A 23,682-nucleotide genomic window follows, 5' to 3' on the forward strand; every position below is an offset into this window, starting at 1 on the left:
GATCCAGCGCATCCACGCCGCGGGGCTCGACTCCTTCGCCGGCGCCGGTGCCGAGTTGCTGCCGGCGCGTCCCCGTAAGGCCATCGCCCCGCTGAAGGAGTCCGGCGAGCGCTGGCTGGAGATCATGGAGGCGGCCCACCAGCTGGGTGTCGAGTCCACCTCCACCATGCTCATGGGCACCGGCGAGACCAACGCCGAGCGGATCGAGCATCTGCGGATGATCCGTGACGTCCAGGACCGTACGGGCGGCTTCCGCGCCTTCATCCCGTACACCTACCAGCCGGAGAACAACCACCTGAAGGGCCAGACGCAGGCCACCCTCTTCGAGTACCTGCGCATGATCGCCCTCGCCCGGCTCTTCTTCGACAATGTCGCGCACATCCAGGGCTCGTGGCTGACCACCGGTAAGGAGATCGGCCAGCTGTCGCTGCACTACGGCGCGGACGACCTCGGCTCGATCATGCTGGAGGAGAACGTGGTCTCCTCGGCCGGCGCCAAGCACCGCTCCAACCGCATGGAGATCATCGACCTGATCCGCAAGGCGGGCCGGGTCCCGGCGCAGCGCGCGACGACGTACGAGCACCTGCTGGTGCACGACGACCCGGCCAACGACCCGGTCGACGACAAGGTCGTCTCGCATCTGTCGTCGACCGCGATCGAGGGCGGCACGGCCCATCCGGAACTGAAGCTGGTCGACGCCAACTGAGCCGCGGATGCTGACACTTCACCGGGTCCGGGGCGTCCGGCCCGGTCATGACGGGGAGCCGATCGCGGGGTACACGGTCCTCGTCGAGGGTGCCCGGCTCGCCGCTCTCGGGCCGTACGAGGAGCTGTCGGCGGCCTACGGCAGCGCGCGGGTCCGGGAGTGGGACGGCGTGCTGACCCCCGGCCGGTACGAGCCCGGGGGCGCCGCGCTGCTGGAGGCCGCCTACCACCCCGACCCGCGCGAGGCCGACGAGCTCGGCAGTGAGCCGCTCACCGGTGAGGCGCTCGCTGCCCTCGACATGACCGAGACCCGCTGGGGCGCCAGTGCCCGCCGGGGCCTTCAGCGTCTGCTGGCCGCCGGGACGACGTCGCTGACCGGGCCGTTCACCCGGCCCGCGGTCCGTACGGCCGTCCAGCGGTCCGGGCTCGCGGAGCCGCCCGGCGGCCGCCCCCGTGCGCTGACCGTCGGCGGCGCGGCCGATTTCGCGGTCTTCGCCGAGGACGGCAGCTGTCTGGCCACCGTCCTCGCCGGCCGTCTGGTGTACCGCCGCCGCTGACGGCGGGCGTGCCGGGCCGTGCCCGGTGCGGCCCCCGGCCCCGGCACGGTGGACAATGGCCGGGTGACCCGAGCATCCCTGGACAAGCAGCCGCACGAAGTCGCCGCGATGTTCGACGACGTGGCGGCGCGGTACGACCTCACCAACGACGTGCTCTCCCTGGGGCAGGCGCGGCTGTGGCGCAAGGAGGTGGAGCGTGCGGTGGCCGCACGGCCCGCCGAGCGGGTGCTCGACCTCGCGGCCGGTACCGGCACCTCCTCGCTGCCGTTCGCCCGGACCGGTGCGTATGTGGTGCCGTGCGACTTCTCCGTCGGCATGCTGGGGGAGGGCAAGAAGCGGCACCCGTGGCTGCCGTTCACGGCCGGTGACGGTACCCGGCTGCCGTTCGCGGACGCGGTGTTCGACGCCGTCACCATCTCCTTCGGGCTGCGCAACATCCAGGACACCGATGCCGCGCTGGCGGAGCTGTACCGGGTCACCAAGCCCGGTGGCCGGGTCGTGATCTGTGAGTTCAGCGAGCCGACCTGGGCGCCGTTCCGGACGGTCTACACCGAGTACCTGATGCGGGCCCTGCCGCCGGTCGCCCGCGCGGTCAGCAGCAACCCGGACGCCTATGTCTATCTCGCCGAGTCCATCCGCACCTGGCCCAACCAGCCCGAACTCGCCGCCCGGCTCCAGGGCGTGGGCTGGACCGAGGTGGCCTGGCGCAATCTGACCGGCGGCGTCGTGGCGCTGCACCGGGGGCGCCGGCCGGCCGAGGGCTGACACCGGCCGCCGACGGCACCGAGTGCAGAGTGCAGAACGGGCGCTGCGGAGCAATTCCGCAGCGCCCTTTCCCATTTGGCAGGGCCTCACAGATCCAGCCGGTGGCAGTACGCCGTGCGCTGCCCGTTCGGCGTGATGACCGTCTCCGCGCGCCGCATCCCCAGCCGCCGGGTCACCGCGAGCGACCGCTCGTTCGCGGCGGCCACCATCGCCACCACGTGCCGGACCCCGGCCGCCCGTACGGACTCCAGCGCGGCCTGCGCGGCAGTGGTGGCGTAGCCCTTGCCCCAGTACGCGCGGCCGAGCCGCCAGCCGATCTCGATCTCGCCGGCCGGGCCCCAGTCGTGCGGCCAGGGCTGGGCGCCGGTGAAGCCGATGACCGCGCCGTCCGCCGGGTCCACCAGGGTGTACAGGCAGAAGCCCAGCTCCGCGTGGTGCCGGCGCTGACGGGCGGTGAGCTCGTCGTACTCCGAGAGCTCGGCGGGGGCGCCGCCATGGAACTCCATGACGTCGGGGTGGTGGAAGGCCTGGTGCCAGTGTCTGGCGTCCTCCTCGGTGGGCACGCGCAGTTCGACGGCGGGCAGCGGTGTGTGCGCAGACTTCATGGGACAACCCTTCAGGTTCTGATCACCAAGGCCCCCATAGACTGCACATGCCCAGTGCCGGTCGGCACCCAGATATCCAGATATCGACTTCCGGGAGACAGCGCCGTGACCGAGTCCGCGTCCGTGACCGATTCCGTGACCCCCGCCCGATCGGAGCACAGCGCGGATGTGATCGTCGTCGGTGCCGGGCCGGCCGGCTCGGCCACCGCCTATCACCTCGCCAAGTCCGGCCTGGATGTGCTCCTTTTGGAGAAGACCGCCTTCCCGCGCGAGAAGGTCTGCGGCGACGGGCTGACCCCGCGCGCCACCAAGCAGCTGGTCGCGATGGGCATCGACATCTCCGAGGAAGCGGGCTGGCTGCGCAACAAGGGCCTGCGGATCATCGGCGGCGGCTCCCGGCTCCAGCTCGACTGGCCGGAGCTGGCCTCGTACCCGGACTACGGCCTGGTCCGTAAGCGCGACGACTTCGACGAGCAGCTGGCCCGTCAGGCGCAGAAGGCCGGGGCGCGGCTGTACGAGCGCTGCAACGTGGGCGCGCCGATCGTCAACGAGCTGACCGGCCACATCACCGGCGTGCACGCCAAGCTCGGCGAGGCCGGGTCTGATTCCAAAGACACGACCCCCGTCACCTTCCACGCCCCGCTCGTGGTCGCCGCCGACGGCAACTCCACCCGGCTCTCGCTGGCCATGGGCCTGCACCGGCGCGAGGACCGCCCCATGGGCGTGGCCGTCCGTACGTACTTCACCTCGCCCCGCCATGACGACGACTACCTGGAGTCCTGGCTGGAGCTGTGGGACCGCCGCGGCGCCCAGGACCGGCTGCTGCCGGGCTACGGCTGGATCTTCGGCATGGGCGACGGGACGAGCAACGTCGGCCTCGGCATCCTCAACTCCAGCTCCGCGTTCAAGGAGCTGGACTGGCGCGAGATCCTCAAGGCGTGGTGCGCCTCGATGCCCGCCGACTGGGGCTACACGCCGGAGAACATGACCGGCCCGATCCGCGGCGCCGCGCTCCCCATGGCCTTCAACCGCCAGCCGCACTACACCAGGGGCCTGCTGCTGGTCGGTGACGCGGGCGGGCTGGTCAACCCGTTCAACGGCGAGGGCATCGCCTACGCCATGGAGTCCGGTGCGATCGCCGCCGAGGTCATCGTGCAGGCGCACGCCCGTGCCACGTACGCGCAGCGCGAACTGGCCCTCGCGCGCTACCCGAAGATCCTCAAGGACACCTACGGCGGCTACTACTCGCTGGGCCGCGCCTTCGTGAAGCTCATCGGCAACCCCAAGGTCATGAAGATCGCCACCCAGCGCGGTCTGACCCACCCGCTGCTGATGCGCTTCACCCTCAAGATGCTCGCCAACCTCACCGACCCCACGGGCGGCGACGCGATGGACCGCATCATCAACGGGCTGAGCAAGGTCGCCCCGAAGGCCTGACACCGGGGGCCGGCCACCGGACGGGAGGTCCGGGGCCGGCCCGGCCGAACGCGCCTGGCGGCCCGTCGGTGCATCCGGCGGGCCGCCGCTGGCGAGCCGTGATGCCGGGGCCCGGTGACCGGTCCGTCAGCCGGCGGGGGCGTGGGCCGGTGCGGGGAGGCGGCGGGCCGGGTCCGGGGACGGCAGGTGGCGGGCCGGGGCAGTCAGCCGCTCGGCGCCCGGTGGGACGGGTACCGCCGCGAAGATCGCGTTCTGCTGCTCCTGGAGCTCCCGCACCCTGGCGGGCGGGGTGCCCGGCAGCCGCTGCTCCTCGTACAGCTTGTGCGTCTCCAGCTGCGCCGCCTTGCTCTCGGGGGTGTGGAACTGGACCTCGAAGAGCTGGCCGGAGCGGGGCGCGCGCCAGACGGAGTTGATCGCCTTGTAGCCGGCGGGCCGGTTCCACGTGTTGGCCCAGCGGGTGGAGTCGTTGCCCCAGGTGGACAGTAGCCCGGCCGCGGTGTGAACACCCTGGCTGTAGGTGCCGGCCGGCCACTGGAGGGTGAAGCGGACCGCGTCATTAATCGTGCGCAGCGCCGCGTCCACGGTCTGCCCCGGTGTCTCCCGCAGCCGGGTGGCGACCTTGCGCTTGAGCGAGTCCGGCGACTTCAGCCGCTGGTCGAAGCCGACCAGCTCGGCATGGCTGATCCGGGCAGCCGCCCGGACCTCGGGGCTGATGGTGCGCTCGGCCCGCCGGGCGCGGGCGACGAAGCCGTCCACCTTCTTGTTCTCGGCGGCCGTCAGATGCAGCCCGTCCCGGTGCCAGCCGCCGTCCAGGACGGCGGGGCCGGCGGGCCCGGCAACGAGCGGTGCGGCGGACGGGGCGGCGGTCGCGGTGTGGACGGCGCCCAGGCCGAGCGCGGTCGCCAGGGCGGCGGCCGTCGCGGCCCGGCTGACAAAGCGGCGGGGGTGGGTGCGATGCGTGTTCATCGAAGCGCGGTTCCCTCTCTCTGCGGATGCCGGACGACGCATAAGCGGCATCCACGGCATATGGCGAGAGGTGCAACGGCGCGCACCGCGCATCGGTGGCTCCACGGGGCGGCCTTCGGCCCGTACCTGGCTTGATCACGGCGCCGGGCGGCGCGAATCATCCGTCGGACGACGGGTGGCGGGACGGCCCGGCGACTGCGCGCACGCACAAGGACCGCCCCTCCCGAGCGGCGGGAGGGACGGTCCTTGTGGGGTGATCGCGCGCGCGGTGGTCCTAGAGGACGCGCACCGCACCGGTCGGCATGTCGTAGTCGAGCGGGCGCTCGACGATGCCGGTGCTCGGGTTCTGGGCGCCGATGAACTTGCCGCCGCCGACGTAGACGCCGACGTGGTAGGCGCTGCCCGCGCTGCCCCAATACAGGATGTCGCCGACCTGGAGGTTGTCCAGGCCGACCTGGGTGCCCTGGGTGGACTGGTCCTGCGAGACCCGCGGCAGGTCGATGCCGATCTGGTTGAACGCGGCCTGCGTCAGACCGGAGCAGTCGTACGACGAGGGGCCGCTGGAGCCCAGCACGTAGGCCTTGCCGAGCTGCGCCTTCAGGAAGGAGACGAGGGTGGCCGTGCTGCCGGTGGCGCTGGACGACGACGGGGCGGACAGCGTCGAACGCTCGGAGGAGCGCGAGGCACGGGCCTCGGCGGCCTCCTTGGCCTTGCGGGCCTCCTCGGCCTTCTTCTTCGCCGCGGCCTTGGCCTTCTTCACGGCCTCGGCCTTGTGCTTCTCCGCGGCCTTGGCGGCGTGCGAGAAGGCGCTGTCCTGGAGCGCCTGACGCTCGTAGTTGAACGCGACCTGCTCGGCCGTGTCGGCGCTCCTGGCGGCGCTGGTGGCCAGCGCCGTCGTGATCGTCGGCATCTCCTGGGTTTCGGAGACGGGCTTCTCGGCGGCGTTGGCCGGCACGGTGGCGCCGGTCACCGCGAGGGTGAGGAAGCCACCGGTCACGCCCGCGCGCAGCGCCCGCGAGGGTGCGGAAGGACGGCGGGGCTTCCGGTGGCTGGGTATGAGTGCGTTCGGGGACATGGCAACAACGGCTATCAGGCGTCGCAGGTTGCTGCCAAGAAAGGTGCAGTGCGCCACACTTGACGCGTACGCGACGAACAAAACGGACTTTTGTCCGCCCCTCGCCTCCGCGACGGGATGTCCGAATTTCGCGATCATGTTCCTACGCATGGCATTTGCTGCTCCACGCGGGCTCGGCGGGCGCCTACCACTTCCGCATCCGCCACGCCAAGGCTTCCCGGGCGTCAAGCACTTAGTGCTGGAAATAGCGTGGGATAGGTCACTCTTGAGTGTCCGTTATGTTCCCGTGATCTGTCGTCGGCCGGTCGCTCGTGAACGGAAGCACGTACCGACGATCACGACCGGGTCACGAACGGGCCGGATCTCCGGGCCTGCCGCATATAGCAGTTGGCCGCGTCCAGCACCAATTTGCTTGCGGCGGCAACCACTTGATATTGGCAACCCCGCACTGACCAGCGGTAACACCAAGGAATGTCACCTCTCGTGATCACTCGCGCGCTTCGCGTATGAAGATCACCGCTCATCCGACTTCATGATCCTTCGCCGGGTGGTGGAGATCACAAAGGCGTTGTTCATCCCCGTGTCGCAGATCACAGACCAGCGGGCATAAGATGCAGGCGGCTCGGGCTTGTGAACTGCCTCACATAGGCACGATCTCCATGGGGCAGCCGGAGGGCCCGGGCGGACCGCCATCCAGTCATCGTCGACTGAAGGGAGCGAGGACGGTGAACGCTTACGCGCCCATCCTCGTACTGGGAGCCCTCGGGGCAGGCTTTGCGATCTTCTCCGTCGTGATGGCCACCCTCATCGGGCCCAGGCGTTACAACCGGGCCAAGCTCGAGGCCTACGAGTGCGGCATCGAGCCGACGCCGCAGCCGTCCGGCGGTGGTCGCTTCCCGATCAAGTACTACCTGACGGCGATGCTCTTCATCGTCTTCGACATCGAGATCGTCTTCCTCTATCCCTGGGCCGTCACCTTCGACGCCCTGGGGCTTTTCGGGCTCGTCGAGATGCTCCTCTTCGCGCTCACCGTCTTCGTCGCCTACGCCTATGTCTGGCGTCGTGGCGGCCTGGAATGGGACTAGGGGTCACACATGGGACTTGAAGAGAAGCTGCCGAGCGGCTTTTTGCTGACCACTGTCGAGCAGGCCGCGGGCTGGGTGCGGAAATCCTCGGTCTTCCCCGCGACCTTCGGGCTGGCCTGCTGCGCCATCGAGATGATGACCACCGGCGCCGGGCGCTACGACCTCGCCCGCTTCGGCATGGAGGTCTTCCGCGGCTCGCCGCGACAGGCGGATCTGATGATCGTGGCCGGCCGGGTCAGCCAGAAGATGGCGCCCGTGCTGCGGCAGGTCTATGACCAGATGCCGAACCCGAAGTGGGTGATTTCCATGGGGGTTTGCGCCTCGTCAGGCGGAATGTTCAATAACTACGCGATTGTGCAGGGCGTCGACCACATTGTTCCCGTTGACATTTATCTGCCGGGTTGCCCGCCGCGTCCCGAGATGCTGATGGACGCCATTCTCAAGCTCCACCAGAAGATCCAGGACACCAAGCTCGGGGTCCATCAGGAGCAGGCCGCCCGTGAGGCGGAGGAAGCGGCACTCAAGGCGCTGCCGCTGATCGAGATGAAGGGGCTGCTGCGGTGAGTGAGCAGACGAACCCCGAGCGTTCCGGCGACGGACCGGACGAGGCGGTGCCCGCGCAGCGCGAGGACACCGGTGAGGCGATCGCCACCCGCCGCGGGATGTTCGGCGCCAACAACGGCGGGGACACCACCGGCTACGGCGGCCTCGTCCGCACGGTCCGGCTGCCCGGCGCGGCCCAGCGGCCGTACGGCGGACCGCGTGGGGCGGGTGGGGGCACCTCCCGCTCGAGCGGAGCCGAGAGTGGGGGAGGCTACGGGGAGTTCGACGAGATCGCCGACGAGCTGGAGGGCGCCCTCGACGAGCAGGGGCTGGTCCCCGAGAACGTCATCGAGAAGACCGTCGTGGACCGCGACGAGCTGACCTTCCACATCGAGCGCGGCCGGCTGCCGGCCGTCGCCAGGATCCTGCGGGACGACCCGGCGCTGCGCTTCGAGCTGTGCACGGGGGTGAGCGGAGTGCACTTCCCTGGCGACAAGGGCCGTGAGCTGCACGCCGTCTACCACCTGCGCTCGATCACCCACAACCGGCTGATCCGGCTGGAGGTCTCCGCCCCGGACGCCGACCCGCATGTGCCCTCGCTCGTGGAGGTCTATCCGACCAACGACTGGCACGAGCGGGAGACCTACGACTTCTTCGGAATCGTCTTCGACGGCCACCCGGCGCTGACCCGGATCATGATGCCGGACGACTGGCAGGGCTTCCCGCAGCGCAAGGACTACCCGCTCGGCGGCATCCCCGTCGAGTACAAGGGCGCCCAGATTCCGGCTCCCGACCAGCGGAGGTCGTACAGCTGATGACTACTGCACCGCACTCCCACTCCTCGTCCGGCCACCGCACCGCGAGCGACTTCGACACCGAGGAGTCGCTGGGCCGCGAGACCACCGAGGGGACCGTCTACAACGTCTCCGGCGGCGACTGGGACGAGATCGCCGCGGCCGCCGTGAAGGCCGACGACGAGCGGATCATCGTCAACATGGGGCCGCAGCACCCGTCCACCCACGGGGTGCTCCGGCTGATCCTGGAGATCGACGGCGAGACCGTCACCGAGGCCCGCTGCGGGATCGGCTATCTGCACACCGGGATCGAGAAGAACCTCGAATTCCGGACCTGGACGCAGGGCACCACCTTCGTGACGCGGATGGACTACCTGACGCCCTTCTTCAACGAGACGGCCTACTGCCTGGCCGTGGAGAAGCTGCTCGGCATCACCGGCGACATCCCCGACCGGGCCTCGGTGATCCGCGTCCTGCTGATGGAGCTCAACCGGATGTCCTCCCACCTCGTGGCCATCGCCACCGGCGGGATGGAACTGGGCGCCACCACGATCATGATCTACGGCTTCCGCGACCGTGAGCTGATCCTCGACCTCTACGAGCTGATCACCGGCCTGCGGATGAACCACGCCTACATCCGGCCCGGCGGCCTCGCCCAGGACCTGCCGCCGGGCGCGGTCGACCAGGTGCGTGAGTTCGTCAAGAAGATGCGGAAGAACATCGGCGAGTACGACAAGCTCGCCACCGGCAACCCGGTCTTCAAGGGCCGGATGGAGGGCATCGGCTATCTCGACCTGGCCGGCTGTATGGCCACCGGCGCCACCGGGCCCATCGTGCGCGCCGCCGGGCTGCCGCACGATCTGCGCAAGACCCAGCCGTACTGCGGCTACGAGGACTACGACTTCGAGGTGCCTACCGCCGACACCTGCGACTCCTACGGCCGGTTCCTGATCCGGCTGGAGGAGATGCGCCAGTCGCTGCGGATCGTCGAGCAGTGCCTGGACCGGCTGGCACCCGGCCCGGTGATGGTCGCGGACAAGAAGATCGCCTGGCCCGCCCAACTGGCCCTCGGCCCGGACGGTCTGGGCAACTCCCTCGACCACATCAAGAAGATCATGGGCACCTCGATGGAGGCCCTGATCCACCACTTCAAGCTGGTGACCGAGGGCTTCCGGGTCCCGCCGGGCCAGACCTACGCGGCCGTCGAGTCACCCAAGGGCGAGCTGGGCGTGCATGCCGTCAGCGACGGCGGCACCCGCCCCTACCGGGTGCACTTCCGCGACCCCTCCTTCACCAACCTTCAGGCCATGGCGGCGATGTGCGAGGGCGGCCAGGTCGCCGACGTCATCGTCGCCGTCGCGTCCATCGACCCCGTGATGGGAGGCGTCGACCGGTGAACGCCACTCCGGCAAACCAGGACGTGCAGCTGGGGATGCCCGCGCTCCCCGCCCCCGATTTCCCGGCGGACGTACGGGCCCGGCTGGAGACGGATGCCAAGGAGGTGATCGCCCGCTACCCCGGCTCGCGGTCGGCGCTGCTGCCGCTGCTGCACCTCGTACAGGCCGAGGAAGGGCACGTCACCCGTACCGGCATCCGCTTCTGTGCCGAGATGCTCGATCTCACCACCGCCGAGGTCACCGCCGTCTCGACCTTCTACTCCATGTACCGCCGCAAGGCGAGCGGGGACTACCAGGTCGGGGTCTGCACCAACACGCTGTGCGCGGTGATGGGCGGCGACGCCATCTTCGAGGAGCTCAAGGAGCACCTCGGCGTCGGCAACGGCGAGACCACCGAGGACGGCGCGGTCACCCTCGAACACATCGAGTGCAACGCGGCCTGCGACTTCGCGCCGGTCGTGATGGTCAACTGGGAGTTCTTCGACAACCAGACGCCGGAGACCGCCCGGCGGCTGGTCGACGACCTGCGGGCCGGCCGGACCGTCGAGCCCACCCGTGGTGCGCCGCTGTGCTCGTTCAAGGAGACGGCGCGGATGCTCGCCGGCTTCCCGGACGAGCGGCCGGGCGCCGTGGAGGCCACCGGCGGCGCGGGCCCCGCCTCGCTGATCGGGCTGCGGCTGGCCAAGGGCGAGGCCGCTCCGGGCCGCGGCGCCGACCATGTCGTCGCCCCGCGGACCACCACCGACGGCGCGCCCTCCGACGAACCGCCGTCCGGCCACCCCGCGGACGAGGCGCCCTCGGGCCACCCCAGCTCCCACGACGCACCGCAGCAGACGTCGGCCTCCGATGAGCAGCACCCGGCCGGCCCCACAGCAGAGGAGGGGGAGTGATGACGGTGGCTGCCGAACACGGCGGTGCCTCCCGGCGCGAGACCGGCGGGGACCACCCCGAGAAGCTTCTGACGCCCGTCCTGTCCGCCTTCTGGGACCAGTCCGCGTCCTGGACGCTGGAGACCTACCGCCGGCACGAGGGCTACGAGGGCCTGCGCAAGGCGCTGGCGATGCCCCCGGACGACGTCATCGCCTACGTCAAGGACTCCGGGCTGCGCGGCCGCGGCGGCGCGGGCTTCCCGACCGGGATGAAGTGGCAGTTCATCCCGCAGGGCGACGGCAAGCCGCACTATCTCGTGGTTAACGCCGATGAGTCCGAGCCCGGGACCTGCAAGGACATCCCGCTGCTCTTCGCCAACCCGCACTCCCTCATCGAGGGGATCGTGATCGCCTGTCATGCGATCCGGTCGAACCACGCGTTCATCTATCTGCGCGGCGAGGTCGTGCCCGTCCTGCGGCGGCTGCACGAGGCGGTGCGCGAGGCCTATGCGGCGGGCTACCTCGGGAAGAACATCCTGGGCTCGGGCCTCGACCTGGACGTGATCGTGCACGCGGGCGCGGGCGCGTACATCTGCGGTGAGGAGACCGCGCTGCTGGACTCCCTGGAGGGCCGTCGCGGACAGCCCCGGCTGCGTCCTCCCTTCCCGGCGGTGGCGGGCCTGTACGCCTGCCCCACTGTCGTGAACAACGTCGAGTCGATCGCCTCGGTTCCCGCGATCATGAACCGGGGCAAGGACTGGTTCCGGTCGATGGGCAGCGAGAAGTCCCCGGGCTTCACGCTCTACTCGCTCAGCGGCCATGTGGCCAACCCGGGCCAGTACGAGGCCCCGTTGGGCATCACCCTGCGCCAGCTGCTGGACATGAGCGGCGGGATGCGCCGCGGCCACCGGCTGAAGTTCCGGACGCCGGGCGGCTCGTCGACGCCGATGTTCACCGACGAGCACCTCGATGTCCCCCTCGACTACGAGGGCGTCGGCGCGGCCGGCTCGATGCTCGGCACCAAGGCGCTCCAGTGCTTCGACGAGACCACCTGTGTGGTCCGGGCGGTCACCCGCTGGACCGAGTTCTACGCGCACGAGTCCTGCGGCAAGTGCACGCCCTGCCGTGAAGGGACCTACTGGCTGGTGCAGTTGCTGCGCGACATCGAGGCGGGCAAGGGGCGGCCCGGCGACCTCGACAAGATCGACGACATCGCCGACAACATCAACGGCAAGTCGTTCTGCGCCCTCGGCGACGGCGCCGCCTCGCCGATCTTCTCCTCGCTCAAGTACTTCCGCGAGGAGTACGAGCAGCACCTCAACGGCAACGGCTGCCCCTTCGACCCGGCCAGGTCGACGCTCTGGGCCGACAACGACGCTCACCTGGGGGTGAAGGCATGACCGTCACGACCACGGGGTCGGACAGCGGCTCCGCCGCCCGTCCCTCGGGGGGCGGCGAGGCAGCGATCCCGCCGGAGGACCTCGTCACCCTGACGATCGACGGCATCGAGATCTCCGTCCCCAAGGGGACGCTGGTCATCCGCGCCGCCGAGCTCCTCGGCATCGAGATCCCGCGCTTCTGCGACCATCCGCTGCTGGACCCGGCGGGCGCCTGCCGGCAGTGCATCGTGGAGGTCGAGGGCCAGCGCAAGCCGATGGCCTCCTGCACCATCACCTGCACCGACGGCATGGTGGTCAAGTCGCAGCTCACCTCCCCGGTGGCCGAGAAGGCCCAGCGCGGGGTGATGGAGCTGCTGCTGATCAACCACCCGCTGGACTGCCCGGTCTGCGACAAGGGCGGCGAGTGCCCGCTCCAGAACCAGGCGATGCAGGTCGGCGACCCGGAGTCGCGCTTCGAGGGCAGGAAGCGCACCTTCCAGAAGCCGGTGCCGATCTCCACGCAGGTGCTGCTGGACCGTGAGCGCTGTGTGCTGTGCGCGCGCTGTACCCGCTTCAGCAACCAGATCGCCGGCGACCCGATGATCGAACTCGTCGAGCGCGGCGCCCTCCAGCAGGTCGGCACCGGAGAGGGCGACCCCTTCCAGTCGTACTTCTCCGGCAACACCATCCAGATCTGCCCGGTCGGCGCGCTCACCTCCGCCGCGTACCGCTTCCGCTCCCGCCCGTTCGACCTGGTCTCCTCGCCGTCGGTGTGCGAGCACTGCGCGGGCGGCTGCGCGACGCGTACGGACCACCGGCGCGGCAAGGTCATGCGGCGGCTGGCGGCCGACGACCCCGAGGTCAACGAGGAGTGGATCTGCGACAAGGGGCGGTTCGCCTTCCGGTACGCGCAGCAGCGCGACCGGCTGGAGCACCCCCTCGTGCGCAACCCGGAGTCCGGCGAGCTGGAGCCGGCGAGCTGGCCCGCGGCACTGGAGGCGGCGGCCCGCGGGCTGGCCGCGGCCAAGGGGCGCACCGGCGTACTGACCGGCGGCCGGCTGACCGTCGAGGACGCCTACGCCTACGCCAAGTTCGCCCGGATCGCGCTGGGCACCAACGACATCGATTTCCGGGCCCGGGTGCACAGCGCCGAGGAGGCCGACTTCCTGGCGTCCCGGGTCGCGGGCCGCGGCCGTGACCTGGATGGCGGGGGCGTCACGTACACCGCGCTGGAGAAGGCACCGGCCGTGCTGCTGGCCGGTATCGAGACCGAGGAGGAGGCCCCGGGTGTCTTCCTGCGGCTGCGCAAGGCGCACCGCAGGAGCGGACAGCGCACCTACGGGCTGGCCTCCTACGCCTCGCGCGGGCTGATCAAGGCCGGTGGCACGCTGCTGCCGTCCGCACCCGGTACCGAGACCGAGTGGCTGGACGCGCTCGCGGGCGGGGTCGGCCTGGAGGGCGAGGGCCGTACCGCGGCCGAGGCGCTGCGGGCCGAGGGGTCGGTGATCGTCGTCGGTGAGCGGCTGGCGGCGGCGCCCGGCGCGCTGACCGCCGCGCTCCGCGTGGCGTCGGCCACCGGGGCCCGCCTGGTGTGGATCCCGCGGCGGGCCGGTGAGCGCGGCGCCGTTGAGGCGGGGGCGCTGCCCGGGCTGCTGCCGGGTGGCCGGCCGGCCACCGATCCGCGGGCCCGCGACGAGGTCGCCGCCGCCTGGGGCGTGGCCGCGCTGCCGCACCGGCACGGCCGGGACACCGGCCAGATCATCGAGGCCGCGGCGACCGGCGAGCTCAGTGCGCTGCTGGTGGCCGGCGTCGAGGTCGCCGACCTGCCGGACCCCGCCCGCGCGCTGGCCGCGCTGGACGAGGTCGGCTTCCTGGTCAGTCTGGAGCTGCGGCCCTCGCGGGTCACCGAACGGGCGGACGTGGTCTTCCCGGTCGCCGCCGTGGTGGAGAAGGCCGGCACCTTCCTCAACTGGGAGGGCCGGGCCCGGCTGTTCGAGGCCGCGCTCAAACCGGACCAGATGACCCGTCGGCATCTGCTGCCGGACTCCCGGGTGCTGCACATGCTCGCCGACGCCCTCGATGTGCATCTGGCGCTGCCGGACATCCGTTCCGTACGCCGCGAACTGGACCGGCTCGGCGGCTGGGACGGGCCGTACGCGGGTGAGCCCGCGGAGACCGGGCAGCCGCTGCCCCGCCCCGACAGCGGGGAGGCCGTCCTCGCCGGCCACCGGCTCCTGCTGGACCAGGGGCGGCTCCAGGAAGGCGACCCGGCGCTGGCCGGCACCCGGCACGCCCCGGTCGCCCGGCTGTCGGAGACCACCGCCCAGGAGACCGGCGTCAAGGACGGGGATCTGCTGGCGGTCACCGGGCCGGCCGGCGCGGTCCGGCTGCCGCTCCAGGTCACGCCGATGCCCGACCGGGTGGTGTGGCTGCCGCTCAACTCCACGGGCGGTGGGGTCGCCGCCGATACCGGGGCCCGCCCCGGTGACCTGGTGAAGATCTCCGCCGCCCCGGGCACCCCGGAGCCGGCCGAGGAGGTGGACGCATGATCCAGCAGTTCGGTCAACTGGCCGCCGGGGGCACTGCGCTGGCCCAGGAAGACCTGTCGATGTTCGGCCACGATCCGTGGTGGCTGGTGCTCATCAAGGCGGTCTTCTGCTTCGCGTTCCTGATGCTGACGGTGCTGTTCTCGATCGTCTGGGAACGCAAGGTCGTCGCCTGGATGCAGCTGCGTATCGGCCCCAACCGGCACGGCCCCTGGGGGATGCTCCAGTCCCTCGCCGACGGCATCAAGCTGATGCTGAAGGAGGACCTGGTCGTCAAGCGGGCCGACAAGGTGGTCTATCTCCTCGCGCCGGTCGTGGCGGCCATCCCGGCCTTCATGGCGATCGCGGTGATCCCCTTCGGGCCCGCGGGCAACGAGATCTCGATCTTCGGTGTCCGTACCCCGATGCAGCTGACGGACCTGCCGATCGGCATCCTCTACATCCTGGCCACGGCCTCGGTCGGCATCTACGGCATCGTGCTGGCGGGCTGGTCCTCCGGCTCGACCTATCCGCTGCTCGGCGGGCTGCGCTCGTGCGCGCAGATGATCTCGTACGAGATCGCGATGGGGATGTCGTTCGCGGCGGTGTTCCTGTACTCCGGGTCGATGTCGACGTCGACCATCGTGGAGTCGCAGCAGAACCGCTGGTACATCCTGCTGCTGCCGGTGTCGTTCATCATCTACATCGTCGCGATGGTGGGCGAGACCAACCGCGCGCCGTTCGACATGCCGGAGTCCGAGGGCGACCTCGTCGGCGGCTTCAACACCGAGTACTCGTCGATCAAGTTCGCGATGTTCATGCTCGCCGAGTACATCAACATGGTGACCGTCTCGGCCGTCGCGATCACCCTCTTCCTGGGTGGCTGGCGGGCCCCCTGGCCGATCTCCACCTTCTGGGAAGGCGCGAACCACGGCTGGTGGCCGCTGCTCTGGTTCACCCTCAAGGTGCAGCTGCTGCTGTTCTTCTTCATCTGGCTGCGCGGCACCCTTCCGCGGGTGCGCTACGACCAGTTCATGAAGCTGGGCTGGAAGGTCCTGATCCCGGTCTCGCTGGTCTGGCTGATGCTGGTCGCCACCGTCCGGGCGCTGAAGAACGAGGGCTACGACTTCTCCCAGATCGTGCTGTATGTCGCCGGCGGCGCCGTCCTGCTGCTGCTGATCTCGCTGCTCGTGGACTTCTTCCGGCGCGGTGAGGTGGCGGAGGAGACGGACGGCGACGGGGCCTTCGACCCGATGGCGGGCGGCTATCCCGTGCCGCCGCTGCCCGGACAGAGCCTGCCGCCGGTGCCGCGCCGCAGGCCGCGCCGGGAGCGGGAGCTGATTGTCAGTGGCGGGGCGGACGCTGTCAGTGACGGAATCGGAAACGACGGAAAGGGGGGCGACGGTGCCTGAGTTCCAGAACCCCGTGGCCGGCTTCGGCGTGACCTTCAAGGCCATGTTCAAGAAGCGGCTGACCGAGCAGTATCCGGAGGAGAAGAAGCCGACGGCGCCGCGTTTCCACGGCCGCCACCAGCTCAACCGCCATCCGGACGGGCTGGAGAAGTGCATCGGCTGCGAGCTGTGCGCCTGGGCCTGCCCGGCGGACGCGATCTATGTCGAGGGCGCGGACAACACCGACGAGGAGCGCTACTCCCCGGGCGAGCGCTACGGCCGCGTCTACCAGATCAACTATCTGCGCTGCATCCTGTGCGGCCTGTGCGTGGAGGCCTGCCCGACCCGCGCACTGACCATGACGAATGAGTACGAACTCGCCGACAGCTCCCGGGAATCGCTCATCTACACCAAGGAAGAGCTGCTCGCGGGCCTGGAGGAGACCATGGTCGACAGCCCGCATGCGATCTACCCCGGCATGACGGAGAAGGACTACTACCAGGGCCTGGTGACCCGGGCCGCGCCGGGGACCGTCCGCCAGGTCGCGACCTCCAAGGGAGAGAAGGCCGACGACGACCCGCAGGCGAAGGGGGCGCACGCATGACCGGCCTCGCCGCCGCGGCCTCCATGACCTCCACGGGGGAGGCCGTGCAGTTCTGGATCCTGGGCAGTGTCGCCGTCATCGGCGCGCTGTGCACGATCCTGATGAAGCGCGCCGTGCACAGCGCGCTGTCGCTCGCCGGGACCATGATCGTCCTGGCGGTCTTCTACCTCGCCAACGGCGCCTACTTCCTCGGCGTCGTCCAGATCGTTGTCTATACGGGCGCGATCATGATGCTGTTCCTGTTCGTCGTCATGCTCGTCGGTGTCACCGCAGCGGACTCCCTCAAGGAGACGCTCAAGGGCCAGCGCTGGCTCGCGGCCGGTGCCGGCCTCGGCTTCGGCATCCTGCTGATCGCCGGGATCGGCAACGCCTCGCTGAAGGAGTTCAACGGCCTGGGCGAGGCCAACGCCGGCGGCAATGTGCAGGGCCTGGCGGCGCTCATCTTCACCAAGTACGTCTTCGCCTTCGAAGCCACCGGCGCGCTGCTGATCACGGCGGCGGTCGGCGCGATGGTGCTCACCCACCGGGAGCGCACGGAGCGGGCGAAGACGCAGCGCGAGCAGTCCGAGGCCCGCGTCCGCGAGGGCAAGCAGGTACCGCCGCTGCCCGCCCCCGGCGTCTACGCCCGGCACAACGCCGTCGACATTCCCGGGCTGCTGCCCGACGGCACGGTGTCCGAGCTCAGCGTCAACCCGACGCTGCGGGGGCGTGGTCAGATCCGCGACGTTTCCGGAGCGTCGCTCGCCGAGCTGAAGGCTCTGGAGCGGCGCTCCGAGGACTGGCTGGGCCGGGGCTCCGAGGACGAGCCCGGCCCGTCGTCGTCCGGTGGCGCGCCGTCGACGGAGCACAAGGAGGGGGCCAAGAAATGAACCCGGTCAACTACCTCTATCTCGCCGCCCTGTTGTTCACCGTCGGCGCGGCCGGGGTGCTGATCAGGCGGAACGCCATCGTGGTGTTCATGTGCATCGAGCTGATGCTCAATGCCTGCAATCTCGCCTTCGTCACCTTCTCGCGGATGCACGGGAATCTGGACGGCCAGATCATCGCCTTCTTCACGATGGTCGTCGCCGCGGCCGAGGTCGTGGTCGGTCTGGCGATCATCGTGTCGATCTTCCGCACCCGTCATACGGCCTCGGTCGACGACGCCAGCCTGATGAAGCTGTAAGGGGTCGCACAAAGTGGAGAACTTGATCGCGCTGCTCATCGCGGCACCGCTGGTCGGTGCGGCCCTGCTGTTGTGCGGCGGAAAACGGCTCGACCGCACCGGCCAGCTGATCGGCACGCTGTTCTCGGTGGCGTCGTTCGCCCTCGGGATGGTGCTCTTCGCCGACATGCTCGGCAGGGGCGCCGAGGACCGTGCCCTGCATCAGCATCTGTTCAGCTGGATCCCGGTCGGCGGCTTCCAGGCCGACGTCGCGTTCCAGCTGGACCAGCTGTCCATGACGTTCGTCCTGCTGATCACCGGTGTCGGCTCGCTGATCCACATCTATTCGATCGGCTATATGGAGCACGACGAGCGGCGCCGCCGCTTCTTCGGCTACCTCAATCTCTTCCTCGCGGCGATGCTGCTGCTCGTCCTCGCCGACAACTACCTTCTGCTGTACGTCGGCTGGGAGGGTGTCGGCCTCGCCTCGTACCTGCTCATCGGGTTCTGGCAGCACAAGCCGAGCGCGGCCACCGCCGCCAAGAAGGCGTTCCTGGTCAACCGCGTCGGCGATATGGGCCTGTCCATCGCGATCATGCTGATGTTCACGACGTTCGGGACCTTCGCCTTCGGTCCGGTGCTCGCCGCCACCGGCGATACCTCCGAGGGCAAGCTGACCGCCCTCGGGCTGTTGCTGCTGCTGGCCGCCTGCGGCAAGTCGGCGCAGGTACCGCTCCAGTCCTGGCTCGGTGACGCGATGGAGGGCCCGACCCCGGTCTCGGCCCTGATCCACGCGGCCACGATGGTCACCGCCGGGGTGTATCTGATCACCCGCTCCGGGGCGATCTTCAATGCCGCCCCGACCGCCCAGCTGGCGGTCGTCGTGGTCGGTGCGGTCACGCTCCTCTTCGGTGCGATCGTCGGTTGCGCCAAGGACGACATCAAGAAGGCGCTGGCCGGTTCGACGATGTCGCAGATCGGCTACATGATCCTGGCCGCCGGCCTCGGCCCGATCGGCTACGCCTTCGCGATCATGCACCTGGTCACCCACGGCTTCTTCAAGGCGGGCCTCTTCCTCGGCGCCGGTTCCGTGATGCACGGCATGAACGACGAGGTGGACATGCGTCGTTACGGCGGTCTGCGGAAGTACATGCCGGTCACCTTCGTCACCTTCGGCCTCGGCTATCTGGCGATCATCGGCTTCCCCGGTCTGTCCGGCTTCTTCTCCAAGGACAAGATCATCGAGGCGGCGTTCGCCAAGGGCGGCACCGAGGGCTGGATCCTCGGTGGTGCGGCCCTGCTGGGCGCCGCGATCACCGCGTTCTACATGACGCGGGTGATGCTGATGACGTTCTTCGGCGAGAAGCGCTGGGACCCCAGCGAGGTGCATCCGCACGAGTCGCCGAAGGTCATGACGCTCCCGATGATCGTGCTGGCCATCGGATCGGTCTTCGCGGGCGGGCTGTTCAGCGTCAACGAGGTCTTTGTGAAGTGGCTGGAGCCGGTCACCTCGTTCGCCCACGGCCACTCCCCGGTCAGCGCCACCACGGTCACCGCCGCGACGATCGTGGTGCTGCTCATCGGCGTCGGCATCGCCTGGCTGATGTACGGCCGCAAGCCCGTGCCGGCGCTGGCCCCGCGCGGCTCGCTGCTGACCCGGGCCGCCCGCCGGGATCTGCTCCAGGACGACTTCAACGACCTCGTGTTCGTGCGCGGCGGTGGGGAGCTCACCGGCACCCTCGTCACGCTCGACCGCACCCTCGTGGACGGCGCGGTCAACGGCACGGCGGCGTCGATGGGCGGACTCTCCGGCCTGCTGCGCCGGTTGCAGACCGGCTTCGTCCGTTCGTACGCGGTCCAGATGCTGGGCGGCGCCGCCGTTCTCGTCGCCGCGACCCTGCTGATGAGGGGTGTCTGAGCCATGTCGTTTCCCCTGCTGACGGCGGTGGCCGCGGTACCGGCGATCGGAGCGATCGCCACCGCCGCGCTGCCCGCCGCCAAGCGCACCGCGGCCAAATGGCTCGCGCTGCTGTTCTCGCTGATCACCTTCGCGCTGGCGCTGGTCGTCGCGTTCCGCTTCGACCCGGGTGCGAAGGGCCCGTTCCAGCTCACCGAGTCGCATGCCTGGATCAGCGACTTCGGCGTCCGCTACGAACTCGGCGTGGACGGCATCGCGGTCGCCCTGATCGCGCTGACCACCCTGCTGATCCCCTTCATCATCCTGGCGGGCTGGCATGACGCCGACCCCCTGGAAGAGGCCACGCCCAACCGGCGCTGGCGGCCCACCCAGGGCTTCTTCGCGCTGATCCTGGCGGTCGAGGCGATGGTGGTGCTCTCCTTCGAGGCCACCGATGTCTTCCTCTTCTACATCTTCTTCGAAGCCATGCTGATCCCGATGTACTTCCTCATCGGCGGCTTCGGGGACCGGGCGGGCGGGGACGGCGAGGAGGAGGCCGCGGGCCGGCGCTCGTACGCCGCGGTGAAGTTCCTGCTCTACAACCTCGCCGGCGGACTGATCATGCTGGCCGCGGTGATCGGGCTGTACGCCGTCACCGCCGACCAGCTCGGCGCCGGCACCTTCTCGCTCCAGCAGATCGTCGAGGCCCGGGCGGCCGGCAAGCTCGACATCGGTACCGGCACCGAGCGGCTGCTCTTCCTCGGCTTCTTCTTCGCGTTCGCGGTGAAGGCGCCGCTGTGGCCGCTGCACACCTGGCTGCCGGGCGCCATGGGCGAGTCCACCGCACCGGTCGCGGTGCTGATCACCGCGGTGGTCGACAAGGTCGGCACGTTCGCGATGCTCCGCTTCTGCCTCCAGCTCTTCCCGGAGGCCAGCAGCTGGGCGACGCCCGTCATCCTGGTGCTCGCGCTGATCAGCGTGCTCTACGGGGCGCTGCTGGCGGTCGCCCAGCGGGACATCAAGCGGCTGATCGCCTATGCCTCGATCTCCCACTTCGGCTTCATCATCCTGGGCATCTTCGCGATGACGACCCAGGGCCAGAGCGGTGCCACGCTCTACATGGTCAACCACGGCATCTCGACCGCGGCGCTGATGCTGGTGGCCGGCTTCCTGATCAGCCGCCGCGGCTCCCGGCTCATCGCGGACTACGGCGGCGTCCAGAAGGTCGCCCCGGTCCTCGCCGGCACCTTCCTCATCGGCGGTCTGGCCACCCTGTCGCTGCCGGGTCTGGCGCCGTTCGTCAGCGAATTCCTGGTCCTGGTCGGCACGTTCAGCCGCTATCCGGTGATCGGCATCATCGCCACCCTGGGCATCGTCCTCGCCGCGCTGTACGTCCTCGTGCTCTACCAGCGGACGATGACCGGGCCGGTGAAGGCCGAGGTGCGCAGCCTGCCCGATCTGCGGGTGCGGGAGCTGGTCGTGGTGGCGCCGCTGGTCGCGCTGCTGCTCTTCCTCGGGGTCTATCCGAAGCCGCTCACCGACCTCGTGAATCCGGCGGTCGGCCACACCCTGTCCGTCGTGGACAAGAAGGACCCCAAGCCCACTGTGCAGGTGGACGCCGGGCCCGGTGGAGGCCGGGCCGGCCAGGCCGTGCAGGATCAAGACCGGGAGGCCGCGAAGTGAGTTCCGTGGCAAGTGTCCACAGCCTGTGGGCGGTGGCGCACGGCGCACCGGGCAAGATCCCGGCGCCGCACATCGAATACGCCCAGCTGTCGCCGACGCTGATCGTCCTGGGCGCGGCGGTGGCCGGCATCGTCATCGAGGCGTTCGTGCCGCGCCGGCACCGCTACTACTCCCAGCTGCTGCTGACCGTGGTGGCGCTGGCCGCCGCGTTCGCCGCGGTGATCGGTCTGGCGGCCGGCGGCTTCGGCTCGGCCAAGGCGCATATCGCCGCCATGGGCGCCCTCGCGGTCGACGGGCCCGCACTGTTCCTCCAGGGCACCATCCTGCTGGTGTCCCTGGTCGCGGTCTTCACCTTCGCCGAGCGGCGGCTCGATCCGGCGGCGCACGGCAAGCACGTGGACTCCTTCGCCGCGCAGCCCGCGGCAGTCCCCGGCGGTGCCGCCGAACAGGCCGCGGTCAAGGCGGGGTTCACCACCACCGAGGTCTTCCCGATCGCGCTCTTCGCGGTCGGCGGCATGCTGGTCTTCCCGGCGGCCAATGACCTGCTGACCCTCTTCATCGCGCTGGAGGTCTTCTCCCTCCCGCTGTACATCCTGTGTGCGCTGGCCCGCCGCCAGCGGCTGCTGTCGCAGGAGGCCGCGGTGAAGTACTTCCTCCTCGGCGCCTTCTCGTCCGCCTTCCTGCTGTTCGGCGTGGCCTTGCTGTACGGCTACGCGGGCACGGTCACCTACGCCGGGATCGCCGAGGTGATCTCGGACGGTGCCAAGCAGATCGATCCGGCGCTGGCCGGCACGATGGGCAATGACGCACTGCTGCTGATCGGCGCCGCGCTGGTGCTGATGGGGCTGCTGTTCAAGGTCGGTGCGGTCCCGTTCCACATGTGGACCCCGGACGTCTACCAGGGCGCCCCGACCCCGGTCACCGGCTTCATGGCGGCCGCCACCAAGGTCGCGGCGTTCGGTGCGCTGCTGCGGCTGCTGTATGTCGTGCTGCCGGGCATGCGCTGGGACTGGCAGCCGGTGATGTGGGGCGTCGCGATCATCACGATGCTGGGCGGCGCGATCGTCGCCATCACCCAGACCGACATCAAGCGGCTGCTGGCCTACTCCTCCATCGCGCACGCCGGCTTCATCCTCGCCGGTGTCATCGCCACCAGCGAGGAGGGCATCTCTTCGGTGCTCTTCTACCTCGGCGCCTACTCCTTCGTGACCCTCGGCGCCTTCGCCGTCGTCACCCTGGTGCGGGACGCCGGCGGGGAGGCCACCCAGCTGTCCAAGTGGGCCGGGCTCGGCCGGCGTTCGCCGCTGGTGGCCGCGGTCTTCGCGGTCTTCCTGCTGGCCTTCGCGGGCATCCCGTTGACCTCCGGGTTCGCCGGAAAGTTCGCGGTCTTCAAGGCGGCGGCGCAGAGCGGCGCGGGCTGGCTGGTGGTGGTCGGTGTGCTCTCGTCGGCCATCGCCGCGTTCTTCTACATCCGCGTCATCGTGCTGATGTTCTTCCACGAGCCCAAGGCGGACGGCCCGACCGTCGCGGTGCCCAGCCCGCTGACGACCACGGCCATCGCCATCGGCGTCGCGGTCACCCTGGTGCTCGGCCTGGCGCCGCAGTACTTCCTCGATCTGGCCGGCCAGGCCGGGGTCTTCGTGCGCTGACCACGGGCGGCGCGGCACGGCAACGGCCGCCGCCCGGAGCCCTCGGGGGGTTCCGGGCGGCGGCCGTCCGCGTGGCGGGGTGGTCAGCTCGTGGGCATCCCGCTCGGCATCTCCGGCATGTCGGGGATCTTCACGCTGTCGTCGGCGGACTTCGTGTACTTCTCGGTGGGGCCGTTCTTCCAGTCGACGGTCAGGGTCTTGCCGTCCGCACCGGGCTTGAGGGTGCCCATGGTGCGGGTGGTGTCCCCGTCCGTGCACTTGAGCGCGGTCATGGTCATCCCGGCCATCTCCTGGACCTTGCCCAGACAGGCGGCCTTGTGGCCGTTGCTGAACGCGACGGTGCCCTTGGAGACCACCAGGATCTTCGGGCCGGACTTCCAGGACCCCTCGAACGCGGCGGGGTCCGCGGGCTTGTCCGGAGTCGACGGCGCGTGGTCCGGCGACTTGCTCGGCGTGCTGTCCTTGCCGTTGTCGTTGCCGCCGCTGCTTCCGCAACCGCTGAGCAGCATCGCGGCGATGGCTGCCGCCCCGGCGATCTGCGCTGCCTTGCGCACGTACGTCTCCTCCGTTGTGGGACCAGGAAACGTGAGGCTAGCAGCGGCCCGGCAGCCG

At 70.0% G+C, this 23,682-nt stretch carries 22 protein-coding genes; 18 read left to right on the forward strand and 4 right to left on the reverse strand.

Annotated elements, in window-relative coordinates; genetic code table 11:
* The 3 genes from AC3EUV_RS25710 to AC3EUV_RS25720 all read left to right on the forward strand — a co-directional run.
* A partial coding sequence (locus tag AC3EUV_RS25710; protein ID WP_435603996.1) for a radical SAM protein occupies positions 1 to 706 on the forward strand: 706 nt, incomplete at its 5' end.
* A gap of 7 nt (positions 707 to 713) precedes the next feature.
* Entirely contained in the window at positions 714 to 1,262 is a 549-nt protein-coding gene (locus AC3EUV_RS25715; protein WP_435603997.1) for a hypothetical protein, read from the forward strand.
* 63 nt (positions 1,263 to 1,325) lie between these two features.
* Positions 1,326 to 2,027, forward strand: a complete 702-nt coding sequence (locus tag AC3EUV_RS25720; RefSeq protein ID WP_042156591.1) for a demethylmenaquinone methyltransferase — start codon at positions 1,326 to 1,328, stop codon at positions 2,025 to 2,027.
* 86 nt (positions 2,028 to 2,113) lie between these two features.
* Here the strand turns inward: AC3EUV_RS25720 and AC3EUV_RS25725 are convergent, their stop codons facing one another.
* The gene (locus AC3EUV_RS25725) at positions 2,114 to 2,632 is read right to left on the reverse strand and encodes a GNAT family N-acetyltransferase (protein ID WP_387240497.1); all 519 of its coding nucleotides are present in this window, start codon (positions 2,630 to 2,632) and stop codon (positions 2,114 to 2,116) included.
* A 135-nt stretch (positions 2,633 to 2,767) separates the two neighbouring features.
* Here AC3EUV_RS25725 and AC3EUV_RS25730 point away from each other — a divergent pair, with 135 nt between their 5' ends.
* Positions 2,768 to 4,069: a geranylgeranyl reductase family protein gene (locus AC3EUV_RS25730; protein ID WP_432143905.1), complete on the forward strand. Its 1,302-nt coding sequence runs from the start codon at positions 2,768 to 2,770 to the stop codon at positions 4,067 to 4,069.
* A gap of 126 nt (positions 4,070 to 4,195) precedes the next feature.
* Here the strand turns inward: AC3EUV_RS25730 and AC3EUV_RS25735 are convergent, their stop codons facing one another.
* A complete protein-coding gene (locus AC3EUV_RS25735; RefSeq protein WP_432143828.1) occupies positions 4,196 to 5,035 on the reverse strand; it encodes an ATP nucleotide 3'-pyrophosphokinase in 840 nt (279 codons plus the stop codon).
* 274 nt (positions 5,036 to 5,309) lie between these two features.
* Positions 5,310 to 6,110: a C40 family peptidase gene (locus tag AC3EUV_RS25740; RefSeq protein ID WP_432143829.1), complete on the reverse strand. Its 801-nt coding sequence runs from the start codon at positions 6,108 to 6,110 to the stop codon at positions 5,310 to 5,312.
* Positions 6,111 to 6,835: 725 nt separating this feature from the next.
* On the opposite strand from AC3EUV_RS25740, the gene AC3EUV_RS25745 reads away from it, so the two are divergent.
* Genes AC3EUV_RS25745 through nuoN form a run of 14 tightly spaced genes read left to right on the forward strand, consistent with a single transcriptional unit; the run spans position 6,836 to position 23,070 of the window.
* Positions 6,836 to 7,195 carry an NADH-quinone oxidoreductase subunit A gene (locus AC3EUV_RS25745; RefSeq protein ID WP_042155734.1) on the forward strand — a complete coding sequence of 120 codons (360 nt, stop codon included), beginning with the start codon at positions 6,836 to 6,838 and terminating at the stop codon, positions 7,193 to 7,195.
* Positions 7,196 to 7,204: 9 nt separating this feature from the next.
* A complete protein-coding gene (locus tag AC3EUV_RS25750; protein ID WP_042155737.1) occupies positions 7,205 to 7,759 on the forward strand; it encodes a NuoB/complex I 20 kDa subunit family protein in 555 nt (184 codons plus the stop codon).
* On the forward strand, positions 7,756 to 8,553 hold the full coding sequence (locus tag AC3EUV_RS25755) for an NADH-quinone oxidoreductase subunit C (protein WP_432143830.1): 798 nt from the start codon (positions 7,756 to 7,758) through the stop codon (positions 8,551 to 8,553). Before AC3EUV_RS25750 ends, AC3EUV_RS25755 begins: the two co-directional genes overlap by 4 nt.
* On the forward strand, positions 8,553 to 9,929 hold the full coding sequence (locus AC3EUV_RS25760; protein WP_432143831.1) for an NADH-quinone oxidoreductase subunit D: 1,377 nt from the start codon (positions 8,553 to 8,555) through the stop codon (positions 9,927 to 9,929). The genes AC3EUV_RS25755 and AC3EUV_RS25760 overlap by 1 nt, the downstream gene beginning before the upstream one ends.
* Positions 9,930 to 9,964: 35 nt before the next feature.
* Positions 9,965 to 10,819: an NADH-quinone oxidoreductase subunit NuoE gene (nuoE, locus tag AC3EUV_RS25765; protein WP_432143906.1), complete on the forward strand. Its 855-nt coding sequence runs from the start codon at positions 9,965 to 9,967 to the stop codon at positions 10,817 to 10,819.
* Complete coding sequence (gene nuoF / locus AC3EUV_RS25770) at positions 10,819 to 12,198, forward strand: NADH-quinone oxidoreductase subunit NuoF (protein WP_435603998.1); 1,380 nt, start codon at positions 10,819 to 10,821, stop codon at positions 12,196 to 12,198. The genes nuoE and nuoF overlap by 1 nt, the downstream gene beginning before the upstream one ends.
* Positions 12,195 to 14,726, forward strand: a complete 2,532-nt coding sequence (locus tag AC3EUV_RS25775) for an NADH-quinone oxidoreductase subunit G (protein WP_435603999.1) — start codon at positions 12,195 to 12,197, stop codon at positions 14,724 to 14,726. The genes nuoF and AC3EUV_RS25775 overlap by 4 nt, the downstream gene beginning before the upstream one ends.
* Positions 14,723 to 16,114, forward strand: coding sequence for an NADH-quinone oxidoreductase subunit NuoH (gene nuoH / locus AC3EUV_RS25780; protein WP_435604000.1), 1,392 nt, complete (start codon positions 14,723 to 14,725; stop codon positions 16,112 to 16,114). Before AC3EUV_RS25775 ends, nuoH begins: the two co-directional genes overlap by 4 nt.
* Positions 16,107 to 16,697: an NADH-quinone oxidoreductase subunit NuoI gene (nuoI, locus tag AC3EUV_RS25785; protein ID WP_432143835.1), complete on the forward strand. Its 591-nt coding sequence runs from the start codon at positions 16,107 to 16,109 to the stop codon at positions 16,695 to 16,697. The genes nuoH and nuoI overlap by 8 nt, the downstream gene beginning before the upstream one ends.
* On the forward strand, positions 16,694 to 17,566 hold the full coding sequence (locus AC3EUV_RS25790; RefSeq protein ID WP_432143836.1) for an NADH-quinone oxidoreductase subunit J: 873 nt from the start codon (positions 16,694 to 16,696) through the stop codon (positions 17,564 to 17,566). The genes nuoI and AC3EUV_RS25790 overlap by 4 nt, the downstream gene beginning before the upstream one ends.
* Positions 17,563 to 17,862: an NADH-quinone oxidoreductase subunit NuoK gene (gene nuoK / locus AC3EUV_RS25795; protein WP_432143837.1), complete on the forward strand. Its 300-nt coding sequence runs from the start codon at positions 17,563 to 17,565 to the stop codon at positions 17,860 to 17,862. The genes AC3EUV_RS25790 and nuoK overlap by 4 nt, the downstream gene beginning before the upstream one ends.
* Positions 17,863 to 17,875: 13 nt before the next feature.
* Positions 17,876 to 19,759 carry an NADH-quinone oxidoreductase subunit L gene (gene nuoL / locus AC3EUV_RS25800; RefSeq protein WP_432143838.1) on the forward strand — a complete coding sequence of 628 codons (1,884 nt, stop codon included), beginning with the start codon at positions 17,876 to 17,878 and terminating at the stop codon, positions 19,757 to 19,759.
* 3 nt (positions 19,760 to 19,762) lie between these two features.
* Entirely contained in the window at positions 19,763 to 21,421 is a 1,659-nt protein-coding gene (locus AC3EUV_RS25805; RefSeq protein WP_432143839.1) for an NADH-quinone oxidoreductase subunit M, read from the forward strand.
* The gene (gene nuoN / locus AC3EUV_RS25810; protein WP_435604001.1) at positions 21,418 to 23,070 is read left to right on the forward strand and encodes an NADH-quinone oxidoreductase subunit NuoN; all 1,653 of its coding nucleotides are present in this window, start codon (positions 21,418 to 21,420) and stop codon (positions 23,068 to 23,070) included. Before AC3EUV_RS25805 ends, nuoN begins: the two co-directional genes overlap by 4 nt.
* An 83-nt stretch (positions 23,071 to 23,153) precedes the next feature.
* Here nuoN and AC3EUV_RS25815 read toward each other — a convergent pair whose 3' ends face one another.
* A complete protein-coding gene (locus tag AC3EUV_RS25815; protein ID WP_432143841.1) occupies positions 23,154 to 23,624 on the reverse strand; it encodes a hypothetical protein in 471 nt (156 codons plus the stop codon).
* Positions 23,625 to 23,682: the final 58 nt, after the last annotated feature.

It is taken from the genome of Streptomyces sp. bgisy130, assembly GCF_057708345.1.

Bases quoted from the DNA above. Each gene is read 5' to 3' on its own strand.
- nuoF (WP_435603998.1), top strand. From the start codon at position 10,819: ATGACGGTGGCTGCCGAACACGGCGGTGCCTCCCGGCGCGAGACCGGC.
- nuoK (WP_432143837.1), top strand. From the start codon at position 17,563: ATGAACCCGGTCAACTACCTCTATCTCGCCGCCCTGTTGTTCACCGTC.
- nuoE (WP_432143906.1), top strand. From the start codon at position 9,965: ATGCCCGCGCTCCCCGCCCCCGATTTCCCGGCGGACGTACGGGCCCGG.
- AC3EUV_RS25725 (WP_387240497.1), bottom strand. From the start codon at position 2,632: ATGAAGTCTGCGCACACACCGCTGCCCGCCGTCGAACTGCGCGTGCCC.
- AC3EUV_RS25715 (WP_435603997.1), top strand. From the start codon at position 714: ATGCTGACACTTCACCGGGTCCGGGGCGTCCGGCCCGGTCATGACGGG.
- nuoH (WP_435604000.1), top strand. From the start codon at position 14,723: ATGATCCAGCAGTTCGGTCAACTGGCCGCCGGGGGCACTGCGCTGGCC.
- AC3EUV_RS25760 (WP_432143831.1), top strand. From the start codon at position 8,553: ATGACTACTGCACCGCACTCCCACTCCTCGTCCGGCCACCGCACCGCG.
- AC3EUV_RS25740 (WP_432143829.1), bottom strand. From the start codon at position 6,110: ATGTCCCCGAACGCACTCATACCCAGCCACCGGAAGCCCCGCCGTCCT.
- AC3EUV_RS25735 (WP_432143828.1), bottom strand. From the start codon at position 5,035: ATGAACACGCATCGCACCCACCCCCGCCGCTTTGTCAGCCGGGCCGCG.
- AC3EUV_RS25790 (WP_432143836.1), top strand. From the start codon at position 16,694: ATGACCGGCCTCGCCGCCGCGGCCTCCATGACCTCCACGGGGGAGGCC.
- AC3EUV_RS25805 (WP_432143839.1), top strand. From the start codon at position 19,763: ATGTCGTTTCCCCTGCTGACGGCGGTGGCCGCGGTACCGGCGATCGGA.
- AC3EUV_RS25750 (WP_042155737.1), top strand. From the start codon at position 7,205: ATGGGACTTGAAGAGAAGCTGCCGAGCGGCTTTTTGCTGACCACTGTC.
- AC3EUV_RS25775 (WP_435603999.1), top strand. From the start codon at position 12,195: ATGACCGTCACGACCACGGGGTCGGACAGCGGCTCCGCCGCCCGTCCC.